The organism is Piscinibacter defluvii (assembly GCF_004011805.1).
In the GTDB taxonomy this organism is placed as follows: Bacteria; Pseudomonadota; Gammaproteobacteria; order Burkholderiales; family Burkholderiaceae_C; genus Piscinibacter; species Piscinibacter defluvii.
Genome location: NZ_ML137196.1, coordinates 721,267 through 735,830, shown reverse-complemented (window position 1 = coordinate 735,830; position 14,564 = coordinate 721,267). Strand labels below are relative to the sequence as shown.

The 14,564-nt window shown below is 70.3% G+C and carries 11 protein-coding genes; 10 read left to right on the top strand and 1 reads right to left on the bottom strand.

Annotated elements, in window-relative coordinates:
- The first annotated feature begins 7 nt into the window (after positions 1-7).
- Genes D9C15_RS03290 through pcaB form a run of 5 tightly spaced genes read left to right on the top strand, consistent with a single transcriptional unit; the run spans position 8 to position 5,301 of the window.
- Positions 8-1,078: a porin gene (locus D9C15_RS03290; RefSeq protein WP_127995984.1), complete on the top strand. Its 1,071-nt coding sequence runs from the start codon at positions 8-10 to the stop codon at positions 1,076-1,078.
- Positions 1,079-1,094: 16 nt separating this feature from the next.
- Positions 1,095-1,937 carry an HTD2 family dehydratase gene (locus D9C15_RS03285; RefSeq protein WP_127995983.1) on the top strand — a complete coding sequence of 281 codons (843 nt, stop codon included), beginning with the start codon at positions 1,095-1,097 and terminating at the stop codon, positions 1,935-1,937.
- A gap of 13 nt (positions 1,938-1,950) precedes the next feature.
- Entirely contained in the window at positions 1,951-3,135 is a 1,185-nt protein-coding gene (locus tag D9C15_RS03280; protein WP_127995982.1) for a CaiB/BaiF CoA transferase family protein, read from the top strand.
- 5 nt (positions 3,136-3,140) lie between these two features.
- On the top strand, positions 3,141-3,926 hold the full coding sequence (locus tag D9C15_RS03275) for an HpcH/HpaI aldolase/citrate lyase family protein (RefSeq protein WP_127995981.1): 786 nt from the start codon (positions 3,141-3,143) through the stop codon (positions 3,924-3,926).
- 16 nt (positions 3,927-3,942) lie between these two features.
- A complete protein-coding gene (pcaB, locus tag D9C15_RS03270) occupies positions 3,943-5,301 on the top strand; it encodes a 3-carboxy-cis,cis-muconate cycloisomerase (RefSeq protein WP_127995980.1) in 1,359 nt (452 codons plus the stop codon).
- Here the strand turns inward: pcaB and D9C15_RS03265 are convergent.
- Entirely contained in the window at positions 5,288-5,782 is a 495-nt protein-coding gene (locus tag D9C15_RS03265; protein WP_127995979.1) for an NUDIX hydrolase, read from the bottom strand. The two genes, pcaB and D9C15_RS03265, sit on opposite strands and share 14 nt — an antisense overlap.
- Before the next feature lie 77 nt (positions 5,783-5,859).
- Here D9C15_RS03265 and D9C15_RS03260 point away from each other — a divergent pair, with 77 nt between their 5' ends.
- The 5 genes from D9C15_RS03260 (at position 5,860) to D9C15_RS03240 (ending at position 14,562) form a co-directional block, all read left to right on the top strand.
- Positions 5,860-7,440 carry a Re/Si-specific NAD(P)(+) transhydrogenase subunit alpha gene (locus D9C15_RS03260; RefSeq protein ID WP_127995978.1) on the top strand — a complete coding sequence of 527 codons (1,581 nt, stop codon included), beginning with the start codon at positions 5,860-5,862 and terminating at the stop codon, positions 7,438-7,440.
- A 16-nt stretch (positions 7,441-7,456) separates the two neighbouring features.
- Entirely contained in the window at positions 7,457-8,869 is a 1,413-nt protein-coding gene (gene pntB, locus D9C15_RS03255; RefSeq protein ID WP_127995977.1) for a Re/Si-specific NAD(P)(+) transhydrogenase subunit beta, read from the top strand.
- A 188-nt stretch (positions 8,870-9,057) separates the two neighbouring features.
- Entirely contained in the window at positions 9,058-10,260 is a 1,203-nt protein-coding gene (locus tag D9C15_RS03250; RefSeq protein WP_127995976.1) for a Fic family protein, read from the top strand.
- Between the two features lie 4 nt (positions 10,261-10,264).
- Positions 10,265-11,803: a site-specific DNA-methyltransferase gene (locus D9C15_RS03245; RefSeq protein ID WP_127995975.1), complete on the top strand. Its 1,539-nt coding sequence runs from the start codon at positions 10,265-10,267 to the stop codon at positions 11,801-11,803.
- A gap of 14 nt (positions 11,804-11,817) precedes the next feature.
- Entirely contained in the window at positions 11,818-14,562 is a 2,745-nt protein-coding gene (locus D9C15_RS03240) for a DEAD/DEAH box helicase (RefSeq protein WP_127995974.1), read from the top strand.
- Positions 14,563-14,564: the final 2 nt, after the last annotated feature.

The following is a 14,564-nucleotide window of genomic DNA, read 5'->3' as shown; positions in this document are numbered from 1 at the left end:
CAAGTTCATGCAGAGAATCATCGGAGCCGCACTCGCCGGCCTCGCCGCCGCCGGCACGGCCGCGGCCCAGGGGGTCACGATCGGCGGCGTCGCGGACGCGGCGCTGCGCCATGTCCGCAACGAGGGCCTGGGCGCGGTCAGCTCGCTGGTCAGCGGCTCGAACTCGACCAGCCGGCTCATCGTGCGCGGCAGCGAGGACCTCGGCGCCGGCCTGTCGGCCGCGTTCCACCTCGAACACGGCCTGCTGCTGGACAGCGGCGCGCCGGCCTCGTCGACGCTGTTCTGGGACCGGCGCGCGACCGTGAGCCTGGCCAGCAAGACACTCGGCGAGGTGCGTGCCGGGCGCGACTTCGTGCCCAGCTACGTCAACTGGAGCCGCTACGACCCGTTCAGCTACGTCGGCGTCGCCGGCTCGACGCACCTGATCTCGGCCACGCCGAACGGCCCGATCCGCGCGGCCTTCGGGTCCGCCCCGAACAGCGTGGTGCGCGCGAGCAATGCGGTGCAGTGGCTGGCGCCGTCCGGCTGGGGCGGCCTCGAGGCGGGCGTGATGCTGGCGGCCGGCGAAGGCGGCACGGCGGCGAACGGCCAGCACAAGGTGATCGGCGCGCGCCTGGGGTATACGGCGAGCGCCTTCAGCGTGTCGGCGGCGAGCACCCGCACCCGCAACGACCTGACCGGCACCGACCGCTTCGACGATCACGCCGTGGCCGGCGCCTACGACTTCGGCCCGGTGCGCGTTTCGGCCGCCTGGCGCCGCTTCGCGCTGGCCGAGGCGAGCCAGACGAACCTGATGCTCGGCGCCTGGGTGCCGATGGGCCAGGGCGAGCTGAAGGCCTCGTGGCAGAAGGCCGACTTCGGCGGCCGCGTCGGCAGCACGGCGATCGACGGCAACAGCGCACGCAAGCTCGGCCTCGGCTACGTGCACAACCTGTCCAAGCGCAGCGCGCTGTATGGCACGCTGGCGCAGATCAGCAACCGCGGCGCGTCCGCCACGGCCGTGCCGGGCGGCGCCAGCGGACTCGCCGCCGGGGGCAGCTCGCGCGGCATCGAGTTCGGCGTGCGGCACAACTTCTGACACTCTGGAGCCGGCGATGGAAGACCTCCGTGCCTGGGTCGGCCGCAGCGAGACGCGGCGCGACACCCTGAACCCGACGCCGGCGATGGCGCTGAACGCGACGCTGGACCATCCGGATGCCGATTTCGCGCCGGGTACGCCGCTGCCGCCGCTGTGGCACTGGCTGTACTTCCTGCCGCTGCACCGCCAGAGCGAGATCGGCCCGGACGGCCATGCGAAGCGCGGCGGCTTCCTGCCGCCGGTGCCGCTGCCGCGGCGCATGTGGGCCGGCAGCCAGTTCGAGTTCCGCGCGCCGCTGCGCGTGGGCGATGCGGTCGAGCGCACCTCGACGATCGCCGACGTGACGGTCAAGCAGGGCCGCACCGGGCCGCTGGTGTTCGTCAAGGTGCGCCACGAGGTCCGCTGCAACGGCGCGGCCGAGCCGGCGCTGGTGGAGTTCCACGACATCGTCTACCGCGAGGCGAAGCAGCCCGGCGACGTCGAACCCCCGCCGCAGGCGGCCCCCGCCGGGGCGCCATGGCAGCGTGAACTCGTGCCCGACGACGTGCTGCTGTTCCGCTACTCGGCGCTGACCTTCAACGGCCACCGCATCCACTACGACCGCCAGTACGTCACCGAGGTCGAAGGCTACCCGGGCCTGATCGTGCACGGCCCGCTGATCGCGACCCTGCTGATGGACCTGCTGCGCCGCGAGGCGCCGGGTGCCGACGTGGCCGCCTTCCGCTTCAAGGCCGTGCGGCCGACCTTCGACGGCGCTCCGATGCGCGTGAACGGCCAGCGCGAGGGCCAGGCCGTCAAGCTCTGGGCGCAGGACCACGAAGGCTGGCTGACGATGGACGCAGTCGCCACGCTGCGCTGAAGGAACCGCTGCCATGCAACCGCTCAAGGGCCTCATCGTCGTCACGCTCGAACACGCGATCGCCGCTCCGTTCGCCACCCGCCAGCTCGCCGACCTGGGCGCCCGCGTGATCAAGATCGAACGCCCCGGCGTGGGCGACTTCGCGCGCGGCTACGACCAGCGCGTGCGCGGCCTCGCCTCGCACTTCGTCTGGACCAACCGCAGCAAGGAGAGCCTGACGCTGGACGTCAAGCACCCCGAGGCGGCGAAGATCCTGCAGCGCCTGGTGCTCGAGAAGGCCGACGTCGTGGTGCAGAACCTCGCCCCCGGCGCCGCCGCGCGGCTCGGGCTGGGCTACGACGTGCTGGCGCAGCAGAAGCCGGAGCTGATCGTCTGCGACATCTCGGGTTACGGCGCCGACGGCCCGTACCGCGACAAGAAGGCCTACGACCTGCTGATCCAGAGCGAGGCCGGCTTCGTCTCGGTGACCGGCACCGCCGACGAGCCCTGCAAGGCCGGCCCGTCGATCGCCGACATCGCCGCGGGCATGTACGCCTACACCAACATCCTCGCGGCGCTGATCGAGCGCGGGCAGACCGGCCGCGGCCGGCACCTCGACATCTCGATGCTGGAATCGCTGACCGAGTGGACCAGCTACCCGCTGTACTACGCCTTCGACGGCGCCCCGCCGCCGCCGCGCACCGGCGCGAGCCATGCGACCATCTACCCCTACGGCCCGTTCCCGACCGGGGCCGACAACGGCAGCGTGATGCTCGGGCTGCAGAACGAGCGCGAGTGGGTCAACTTCTGCGAGAAGGTGCTGCTGCAGAGCGCGCTCGCGACCGATCCGCGCTTCACCGGCAATGCCAAACGCGTCGCGGCGCGCGAGGCGCTGCGCGCGATCATCGTCGAGACCTTCCGGCCGCTGAGCGCGCCGCAGGTGGTGGAACGGCTGGAGGCCGCGCAGATCGCCAACGCGCGCGTCAACACGATGCACGAGGTGTGGGAACACCCGCAGCTGAAGGCGCGCGGCCGCTGGCGCGAGGTCGGCTCCCCGGTCGGCGCGCTGCCTGCGCTGCTGCCGCCGGGCAGCTGGGACGATGGCGAGCCGCGGCTCGACCCGGTGCCGGCGCTCGGCCAGCACACTGACGCGATCCTCGCCGAGCTGGGGCTGGACGCCGCGGCGATCACTGCGCTGCGCGCCGCCGAGGCGGTCTGACGACGATGGACGCCCGCAGCTACCTGTTCGTGCCGGGCGACCGGCCCGAGCGCTTTGCCAAGGCGCTGGCCAGCGGCGCCGACGCCGTGGTGCTCGACCTGGAAGACGCGGTCGCGCCCGAGCGCAAGGCCCTGGCTCGCGACGCGGTGCGGGCGCAGCTCGCCGATGGCGACCCGAGGCTCGTGGTGCGGATCAACGACGAGAGCACCGCCTGGTTCGCCGACGACCTGACCGCCGCGCGCGGCGCCGCGGCCGTGCTGCTGGCCAAGGCCGAGCGCGCCGAGACCCTGCAGCGCGTGCGGGAGGCCTGCCCGGGCACGCAGGTGCTCGCGCTGATCGAGACCGCGCGCGGCGTGCTCGCCGCCGAGGCGCTGGCGCAGGCGGCGCAGCGCCTGGTGTTCGGCACCATCGACTTCGCGCTCGACCTGGACCTCTCCGGCGACCCGATCGGCCTGGACTACGCCGCCAGCCGCCTCGCGCTGGCCTCGCGCGCGGCCGGCATCGCCGCGCCGGTGGCCGGCGTGACCGCGGCGCTGGACGACGACGCCGCACTGCGCGCCGACGTGGCCCGCGCCCGAGCGCACGGCTACACCGCCAAGCTGTGCATCCACCCGCGCCAGGTCGCGCGCGTGCACGAGCTGCTCGCCCCCAGCCCCGCCGAGATCGACTGGGCGCGCCGCGTGATCGCCGCCAGCGATGCCTCCGGCGGCGCCGCCGTGCAGGTCGACGGCCGCATGGTCGACAAACCCATCCTTCTGCGTGCGCAGCGCCTGCTCGCGCGCCTTCCCTGACTTCAAGGAGCCCACCATGGCCGCTTCCATCATCGACTCGTCGATCTTCCAGGGCATCTTCAGCAGTGATGCGATGCGCGAGGTCTGGTCCGACGAGAACCGCACCCGCAAGTACCTGGACATCGAGGCCGCGCTGGCGCGAGTGCAGGGCCGGCTCGGCCTGATCCCGGCCGATGCGGCCGACGAGATCGTCAGCCACTGCCGGCTCGACCAGATCGACATGGCCAAGCTGCGCACGCAGACCGAGCGCATCGGCTACCCCATCCTCGGCGTCGTGTCGCAGCTCAATGCGCTGTGCCGCGACAAGCTCGGCGAATACTGCCACTGGGGCGCGACCACGCAGGACATCACCGACACCGCGACGGTGCTGCAGATCCGCGAGGCGCTGGAACTCGTCGACGCCGACCTGGCGGCGATCGGAAAGGCGCTGGCCAAGCTCGCGAAGGAGCACCGCCTGACGCCGATGATCGGCCGCAGCAACCTGCAGCAGGCGATTCCCGTGACCTTCGGCTACAAGATGGCCGGGCTGCTCTCGGCCGTGCAGCGCCACCGCGAGCGCCTCGCGCAGCTGCGCGAGCGCGTGCTGGTGGGCGAGTTCGCCGGCGCGGCCGGCACGCTGGCGTCGCTGGAACGCGGCGCGATGGAGACGCAGGCCGGCTTGTGCGCCGAGCTGGGCCTGGCGCAGCCGGTGATCGCCTGGCACACCATCCGCGACAACATCGCCGAAGTCGGCGCCTTCCTCGGGCTGGTCGGCGGCACGCTCGGCAAGCTCAGCATGGACGTCAAGCTGATGATGCAGACCGAGGTCGGCGAGGTCTACGAGCCCTACCACCACGGCCGCGGGTCCTCGAGCACGATGCCGCAGAAGCGCAACCCGATCTCGAGCTGCTACATCCACGCCGCGATCTCGGTGGTGCGCCAGCATGCGGCGGCGCTGATGGACGCGATGGTGGCCGACCACGAGCGCTCGACCGGCCCCTGGGAGATCGAGTGGATCGTGCTGCCCGAGGCCTTCTGCCTGATGGCCGGCGCGCTGAAGCAGGCGCGCGCGGTGGTCGAAGGCCTGGAGGTGGACGCCGCCGCGATGCGCCGCAACCTCGACATGACGCACGGCCTGGTGATGAGCGAGGCGGTGATGATGGGCCTCGGGCCCTACATCGGCCGCGAATACGCGCACGACCTCGTCTACGACATCTGCCGCGAGGCCCTGAAGCAGCAGCGCCCGCTGCTCGACCTGCTGGCCGAGCATCCGCAGATCAACAAGCACCTGGACCGCGCCGCGCTGGCGCGCTTGTGCGACCCGGCCAACTACCTCGGCCAGTCCGGCACGATGGTCGACCGGGTGCTGGCGCGGCAGGCTCCTAGCCGCCCTTGATCTCCGGCGCGACGAGCGTCGGGTCGGCGTGCACCAGGTCGAGGGGGAAGCGCCGCCCGGCGGCATGGTCCTCGATGCAGCGCAGCACCAGGCCGCTGCGGTGCTGCGCGCGGCTGGCGCGCAGCTCGTCGAGCGTCATCCACAGCGTGCGCACGATGCCCTCGTCCAGGCCGAGCGCGGGGTCGGGGTCGCCCACCGTGCCGGCGTAGGCGAAGCGCAGGTAGGTGACGTCTTCGCCGCTGGCCGGGCGCCGGAAGCGCGACAGGTAGACGCCCACCAGCGCCTCGGGCACGAACACCCGCGCGGTCTCCTCCAGCGCCTCGCGCACCACGCCCTGCTCGGGGCTCTCGCCCGGGTCCAGGTGGCCGGCCGGGTTGTTCAGCCGCAGCCCCTCGGGCGTCTCCTCCTCGACGAGCAGATAGCGCCCTTCGCGTTCGATGATCGCGGCGACGGTGACGCTCGGGCTCCAGCGTGCGTTCATGGGGCCGGATGGTAGTGGCGCCCGCAGCGTGTAAGCTCTTGGCCCGTGAAATAAGTCCGGGTCCGGAGGAGACGTCGATGAAGATTGGGGTACCGCGCGAGACAGCGGCGGGTGAAAAGCGCGTGGCCACCGTGCCCGACGTGGTGGAGAAGCTGGTCAAGCTCGGCTTCTCCGTGGCGGTGCAGAGCGGTGCCGGCGAGGCCGCCAACTTCGCCGACGACACCTACCGCGCCGCCGGCGCCGAAATCGTCGGCAGCGCCGCCGAACTCTGGGCCGGCAGCGACATCGTCTTCAAGGTGCGCCCGCCGACGCTCGACGAGGTCGGCCTGATGCGCGAAGGCGGCACACTGATCGGCTTCGTCTGGCCGGCGCAGAACCCGCAGCTGATGGAAGCGCTGGCGGCCCGCAAGGCCACCGTGCTGGCCATCGACTGCCTGCCGCGCCAGCTCTCGCGCGCGCAGAAGATGGACGCGCTCACCTCGATGGCCGGCGTCAGCGGCTACCGCGCGGTGATCGAGGCGGCCAACGCCTTCGGCCGCTACTTCAACGGCCAGATCACCGCCGCGGGCAAGATCCCGCCGGCCAAGGTGTTCATCGCCGGCGCCGGCGTCGCCGGCCTGGCGGCCATCGGCACCGCCGCCGGCCTGGGCGCCATCGTGCGCGCCAACGACACGCGCGCCGAGGTGGCCGACCAGGTGGTGTCGCTCGGCGGCGAGTTCGTCAAGGTCGACTACGAGGAAGAAGGCTCGGGCGGCGGCGGCTACGCCAAGGTGATGAGTGAGGGCTTCCAGGCCGCGCAGCGTGCGATGTACGCGCAGCAGGCCCGGGAGTGCGACATCATCATCACGACCGCGCTGATCCCCGGCAAGCCGGCGCCGCGGCTGATCACCGCCGAGATGGTGCAGAGCATGCGCCCGGGCAGCGTGATCGTCGACATGGCCGCCGAGCAGGGCGGCAACTGCGAACTCACCGAGCCCGGCCAGGCCGTCGTGAAGCACGGCGTCACGATCATCGGCTACACCGACCTGGCCAGCCGGCTCGCCAAGCAGTCGTCGACCCTGTACTCGACCAACCTGCTGCGCCTGACCGAGGAGCTGTGCAAGGCCAAGGACGGCGTGGCCGTCGTCAACATGGACGACGACGCGATCCGCGGCCTCACCGTCATCAAGGACGGCTCGCTCACCTGGCCCGCGCCGCCGCTCAAGCTGCCCGCCCCGCCGCCCAAGCCCAAGGCCGCGGCGGCCGCGCCGGCGCCCAAGGGCCACGGCCATGGCGCCGGCGAGCCGATGTCCGCCAAGGCGCTGGCCATCGTGTTCGCGGTCGGCGCGCTCGCGCTGCTGGGCGTGGGCCTGTTCGCGCCGGCCTCGTTCCTGTCGCACTTCACGGTGTTCGTGCTGGCCTGCTTCGTCGGCTACATGGTGATCTGGAACGTCACGCCCTCGCTGCACACGCCGCTGATGAGCGTGACCAACGCCATCTCCTCGATCATCGCGATCGGCGCGCTGATCCAGATCGCCCCGCCGCTGGCCGGCGACGCCGGCGGCCGGCCCAACGGCCTGATCCTCGGCATGGCGGTGCTGGCGCTGGTGCTCACCGCGATCAACATGTTCGGCGGCTTCGCGGTGACGCGGCGCATGCTGGCGATGTTCCGCAAGTAAGAAGAACGAGAAGAACATGACCGACAGCCTCGCCACCGTCGCCTACATCGGCGCCACCATCCTCTTCATCCTCAGCCTGGGCGGCCTCTCGAACCCCGAGACGGCGCGCCGCGGCAACGTCTTCGGCATGGTCGGCATGGCCATCGCCGTGCTGGCCACCGTGCTCGGCCCGCGCGTCACCGGCGCGGGCTACGCCTGGATCGTCGGTGCGCTGGTCATCGGCGGCAGCGTCGGCCTGTATGCCGCGAAGAAGGTGCAGATGACGCAGATGCCCGAGCTGGTGGCGCTGATGCACAGCCTCGTCGGCCTCGCGGCCTGCCTGGTGGGCTTCGCCAGCTACGTGGACACCTCGACCGTGTTCCCGACCCCGGCCGAGAAGACCATCCACGAGGTGGAGGTCTACATCGGCATCCTGATCGGCGCCGTCACCTTCTCCGGCTCGGTGATCGCCTTCGGCAAGCTGTCCGGCAAGATCGGCGGCAAGCCGGTGCTGCTGCCGGGCCGGCACCTGCTGAACCTGGTCGGCCTGCTGGTGGTGCTGTGGTTCGGCGGCGTGTTCCTGAACGCGCACGACGTGCAGTCCGGCATGACACCGCTGCTCGTGATGACCGTGATCGCGCTGCTGTTCGGCGTGCACATGGTGATGGCGATCGGTGGCGCCGACATGCCGGTGGTGGTGTCGATGCTCAACAGCTACTCCGGCTGGGCCGCCGCGGCCACCGGCTTCATGCTCAGCAACGACCTGCTGATCGTCACCGGCGCGCTGGTGGGCTCCTCGGGCGCGATCCTGTCCTACATCATGTGCCGCGCGATGAACCGCAACTTCATCAGCGTGATCGCCGGCGGCTTCGGCGGCGGGGCGCCCGCGCCGGCCAAGGGCGGCGATGCGGCGCAGCCGCAGGGCGAGGTGACGCCGATCAGCGCGGCCGAGACGGCCGAGCTGCTGAAGGAGGCCAAGAACGTGGTCATCGTGCCGGGCTACGGCATGGCGGTGGCGCAGGCGCAGCACGTGGTGTGCGAGATCACCAAGATCCTGCGCGGCAAGGGCGTGAACGTGCGCTTCGGCATCCACCCGGTGGCCGGCCGCATGCCGGGCCACATGAACGTGCTGCTGGCCGAGGCCAAGGTGCCCTACGACATCGTGCTGGAGATGGACGAGATCAACGAGGACTTCCCGGAGACCGATGTCTCGATGGTCATCGGCGCCAACGACATCGTGAACCCGGCCGCGCAGGAGGACCCGACCAGCCCGATCGCCGGCATGCCGGTGCTCGAGGTCTGGAAGGCCAAGACCTCGATCGTGATGAAGCGCAGCATGGCCTCGGGCTACGCCGGCGTCGACAACCCGCTGTTCTACAAGGAGAACAACCGGATGCTGTTCGGCGATGCGAAGAAGATGCTCGACGAGGTGCAGGCGGCGTTGCACTGACCCCCCCGAGGCGCCTGCGGCGCTTCCCCCAAGGCGGCGCCGCTGGCGGAGCGGCGGGGCCGGATCTGCGGCGGCCGCTTGGTCGGGCGCGCTTTCAGACAGCCCGCCGCCGGCATCCATAAGTCAATCTGTTACGATTTCCTTTAATAAGCGTCGCGTCGTGCGGCTCTTGTGAAAGGAAGCGCAGGTTGGACCATCCGCACCGCGCGGGCCGCTTTGTTCAGCAGACCTCAGGGTACCGGGCTTTTCTGCCGGCACCGCTGCCGCCCGATCCGCCCATCCGCTACGACGGCGAACTGCAGACCTTGCTGTCGTCCGCCGACCGTGACATCGGGCGGCTCGATGCGCTGGCCGCGCTGCTGCCCAACCCGGATCTGTTCGTGGCCATGTACGTGCGGCACGAGGCCGTGCTTTCCTCGCAGATCGAGGGCACGCAGAGCACGCTCGAGGACGTGCTGGCCTACGAGGCCGACGCGGTGCGGGACGAAACGCCGGGCGACGTGGCCGAGGTGGTGAACTACGTTCGCGCGATGAACTACGGCCTGGCGCGCCTGCCCGAGCTGCCACTGTCGCTGCGGCTGCTGCGGGAGATCCATGCGGAGCTGATGCAGGGCGTGCGCGGCGGGCACAAGTCGCCCGGCGAGTTCCGCACGTCGCAGAACTGGATCGGCGGGGCGGGTGCCACGCTCGCCGATGCCGCGTTCATTCCGCCCCCGCCGCACGAGGTGATGCCCGCACTCGGCCAGCTCGAGACCTTCCTGCACGACGCACGCACCAGCGTGCCGCTGCTGGTGCGCTGCGCGCTGGCGCATGCGCAGTTCGAGACCATCCACCCGTTCCTCGACGGCAACGGCCGCGTCGGTCGCCTGCTCGTCACCCTCATGCTGTGCGAGGACGGTGCACTGTCACGCCCGCTGCTGTATCTCTCGCTCTACCTGAAGGCGCGGCGCGCCGAGTACTACGACCGGCTGACCGCCATCCGTCTGCACGGGCACTGGGAGCCGTGGATCGCCTTCTTCCTGCGCGGTGTCAGCAGCACGGCCCAGGCCGCCTCGCGCACCGCGCGCGCCATCGTTGCAATGCGCGATGGGCATCGCGCGACCGTGGCGCGAAACGCGAAGGCGCTGACCCTGCTGGACCACCTGCTGCAGCAGCCCACCGTGTCCATCAAGCGCGTGGCGCAGACACTCGGGTGCACCGCACCGACGGCGGCAAAACTCGTCGGCGAGTTCGAGGCGCGCGGCTGGCTGCGCGAGCTGACCGGCTACGGCCGCAACCGCCTCTGGCGCTACCAGCCCTACGTGGACCTGTTCCACCACGATGCGTTGGATGTGCTGATCGACGACAGCCCATCGGCGGCCGTGCCCGCCAGCGGACCCTCCGACACCTGACGACATGCCCACCCTCGACTGGCTGAACCGCGATGCCGCCTTCCGCATTGCCGACCGCGTACCGACCCGTGTGCTGCGCCCACATGCGGCGGGGCACCGCTTCGGTACGGCCGGCGCCGGCAACCTGCTGGTGCACGGCGACAACCTGGAGGCGCTGAAGGCGCTGCTGCCGTTCTACCGTGGCCGGGTGAAGTGCATCTTCATCGACCCGCCCTACAACACCAAGAGCGCCTTCGAGCACTACGACGACAACCTCGAGCACAGCCAGTGGCTGAGCATGATGCTGCCGCGGCTGCAGCTGTTGCGGGAGTTCCTGCGCGAGGACGGGAGCCTGTGGGTGACCATCGACGATAACGAGGGGCACTACCTCAAGGTGTTGATGGATGAGGTGTTTGGGCGAACCAACTTTGTCGCCAACGTCGTCTGGCAGAAGAAGTACGCCAAACAGAACGATGCTCAATGGCTGAGTACTAGCCACGACCACGTACTGGCGTACGCAAGGAAGGCAAATGCGTGGCGACCGAACAAGGTCGCGCGAACCGCCGATCAACTGAAGGGGTTCGCGAACATTGACGATGATCCCCGCGGGCCTTGGCAATCCGTGGTGTACACCTGCGCCAAGACTAAGAGCGAACGTCCGAATCTCTACTATCCGATTGAGCATCCCTCAACCAAGAAGTCCGTCCTCCCGCTTGAGTCGCGTGTGTGGGCGTACGATTCAACTAAGCACGAACAGCATGTCCGGGAGAATCGCATTTGGTGGGGCAAGAATCACGAGAAGGACAAGCCGCGACTGAAGGTCTTCCTGTCAGAACTCGCTGACGGTGTTGTTGCGGACACGCTCTGGTTGCGCGATTTGGTTGGCGACAACCAAGACTCCAAGCGGGAAGGGTTGGCGCTATTCGGGGGCGGTGTTTTCGGAACCCCGAAACCTGAGCGGTTCATGGGCCATCTGATTTCGATTGCGACGAGTGAAGGCGACCTCGTCCTCGACAGCTTCCTCGGCAGCGGCACCACCGCCGCCGTCGCGCACAAGATGGGCCGGCGCTGGATCGGCATCGAGATGGGCGAGCATGCCGTCACGCATTGCGTGCCGCGGCTGCAGAAGGTGATCGACGGGGAACGAGGCGGCATCAGCGATGCCGTGAACTGGCAGGGCGGCGGGGGTTTCGAGCTCATGCAACTCGGTGAGCCGCTGTTCGACGCCGTGGGTGACATCCACCCCGAGGTGCGCTTCGCCGATCTGGCGGCCTTCGTCTGGCTGCGCGAGACGGGCGCCGCATGGCAACCCGGTGCGGCGGGCACGCCGCTGCTGGGCCGCGCGGGCGATACGGCCTACTACCTGCTCTTCAACGGCATCCTGGGTGATCGCCGGCCCGAGGCCGGCAACGTGCTCACCTCCGCCGTGCTGGAGGCCCTGCGCCAGACCTGCTGGCACGCCGGGCCGAAGGTGGTGTACGGGGAAGCCTGCCGGCTCGGCGAGGCGCGCCTCGCCGCCGAGGGGCTGGTCTTCAAGCAGCTGCCGCACGCGCTGCCGCGCTGAACGGGAGGCACAACATGCCGGCCTTCGAACTCAAGCGCTACCAGCAGCAGGCGCTGCTGGCGCTCGAATCCTACCTGCGCAGCGCCGCCGTGCACGGCGCATCCGCGGCCTACATGCAGTGCACCGGCTACGGCTACAACCCGGAGCCTTTCGGCGACACCCCTTGCGTCTGCCTGCGCATCCCCACGGGCGGCGGCAAGACGCTGCTCGCCGCCCATGCCGTCGGGCGCCTGCAGCGCGACTGGCCGGGGTCGACGCCCAAGCCGCTGGCGCTGTGGCTGGTGCCCAGCGACACCATCCGCACACAGACGCTGGCTGCGCTCGCCACGCCCGGCCATCCATTCCACGTGGCCCTGGCCCAGGCCTGCGGCGAGGACGTGTGCGTCTGCGACCTGGAGTCGGTGGCCACCCTGTCGCCGCAGGATTTCGAGCAGCGTGCTGTGGTGGTGGTGGCCACGATCCAGAGCTTTCGCGTCGAGGACACCGAGCAGCGCAACGTCTATGCCTTCAGCGAGGCCTTCGAGCCGCACTTCCGCGGCGTGCCGCCGTTCGCCTTGAACGCGCTGCGCGACCTGCCCGATGCGCTCGTGACACCGGCCGACGTGGCCTCGGCCAAGGCGGGGCGCGAGATGCTCGCGCGCTTCGTCGGCCAGCCGCGCTGGAGCCTGGCCAACTGGTTGGCGCTGCGCCGGCCCTACGTGATCGTCGACGAGGCGCACAACACCAAGACCGAGCGCAGCTTCGAGGCGCTCAAGCGCCTCAACCCTGCGCTGATCCTGGAGCTGACGGCCACTCCGGTACCCAGACGCACCAACGTGCTGTTCCACGTCTCGGCCCAGCAGCTGCAGGCCGAGCACATGATCAAGATGCCGATCGCGCTGGTCGAACACACCCGCGGCTGGCAGGCGGCGGTGTTCGATGCGGTGCAGAACCAGCGTCTGCTGGAAGCCGAGGCGCAGCAGGAGGAAGACGTGAACGGCGCCTACATCCGCCCGATCGTGCTGCTGCAGGCGCAGAACAGCAGCGACCCGGTGAACGTGGACGTGCTGCGGGCGCACCTCGTGGACGACCTGCACATCCCGGCCGATCAGGTGAAGGTGGCCACCGGCACGCAGCGCGAGCTGGACGGCCTGAATCTCGCAGAGCGCAGTTGCCCGGTGCGCTACATCATCACCGTCCAGGCACTGCGCGAGGGCTGGGACTGCCCGTTCGCCTACGTGCTGTGTTCGGTGCAGGCCATCCGCTCGGCCACGGCCATCGAGCAGCTGCTCGGCCGTGTGCTGCGCATGCCCTACGCCACGCGGCGCGCCCGGCCGGCGCTGAACAAGGCCTATGCGCACGTGACGGAGGCCGAGACCGGCATGGCCGCCAACGCGCTGGCCGATCGGCTGATCGACGGCATGGGCTTCGACCCGCTGGACATGGCCTCGATGATCGCGCCGCAGGTTCCGCTCGCCCTCACGGGCGGCGAGGGGCGGGACGACGGGCCGCTGTTTGCCGGCGCGCCGGCGCTGCCGCCCCTGCCGGCCATCGCGGTGGACCTGCCTCCCGGCAAGCCGCTGCCGGCCGCGGTGGCCGCGGCCGTGGCGCAGGGCACGGCCAGTCTCAGCACCGACGGCGAGCGCCAGCGCGTGCTGCTGCGCGGCGCCATCGGGGAGGCGTTGGCGGCCGAGTTGGTGGCCGCGCAGCCGCGCAAGCTGCGCGAACAAGTGCAGGAGCACCTGGAGCGCCACAACACGCTGGTGGCCGGTGCGCTGGCGCCGGCTACGCGCGGCGAGACCTTCGCGCCCGTGCCGCGCCTGTGCTGGCGGCCGGCGGGCGAAGCCCAGCTGCCGCTTACGCTGCTGGAGCGCGAGGCGGTGCTGGAGAGCGTGGATCTCAACCTGCTGGCCGAGCCCATCCGGCTCGAAGGCTTCGCAATGGTCGAGCAGGGCACGCTGTGGGAGGTCTACCTCGACGGCCAGCGCACCCGGGTGGGCCGGGGCGACGCGGCACAGTTGGCGCTCGACGCCGTGACGCCGACCATCACGGCCGACGATCTGGCGCGCTGGCTGGCTGCCGAACTGCAGCACCCGGCACGCAACGTCGCGGCCGACATCGTGCCGGCGCACCTGCGTGCGTTCACGTTGGCCTGCGTGAACCACCTCGTGTACGACCAGCGCATCCCGCTGCAGCAACTTGCGCGCCACCAGTACCCGCTGCTGCAGCGTCTCGCGCTGCGCATCGGAGAGCTGCGCGACGGGGCCGCCAAGTCGGCGTTCACACAACTCGTGCTGGACGGCGGTTGGGACGTTCAGGCCGACCCGGTGCACGAATTCCGCTTCGACCCGCAGACCTATCCCGTGGCGGGCAACCAGCGCTACCGTGGAAAGTTCAACTTCCGGAAGCACTTCTATGCCGTGGTCGCGGACCTCGAGGACGGCAGCGAGGAGTGGCGCTGTGCGTTGGCGCTGGAGGAGCATCCGCAAGTGATGCGCTGGGTGCGCAACCTCGATTCCGATCCGGTGCACGGCTTCTGGTTGCCCACGTCCGCAGGCCGCTTCTATCCCGACTTCGTGTGCGAGCTGCACGACGGGCGTGTGTTGGTCGCCGAGTACAAGGGCGAGCACCTGCGGCAGGTGCCGAAAGAAATCGAGAAGGGTCAGGTTGGCGCCGTGTGGGCGCGCCGCAGTGGCGGGCGCGCTGTTTTCGCGATGCTCTACAAGATCGAGCGCGGGATGAACCTCACGCAGCAGATCGACGCTGCACTGGCCGGCTGAGC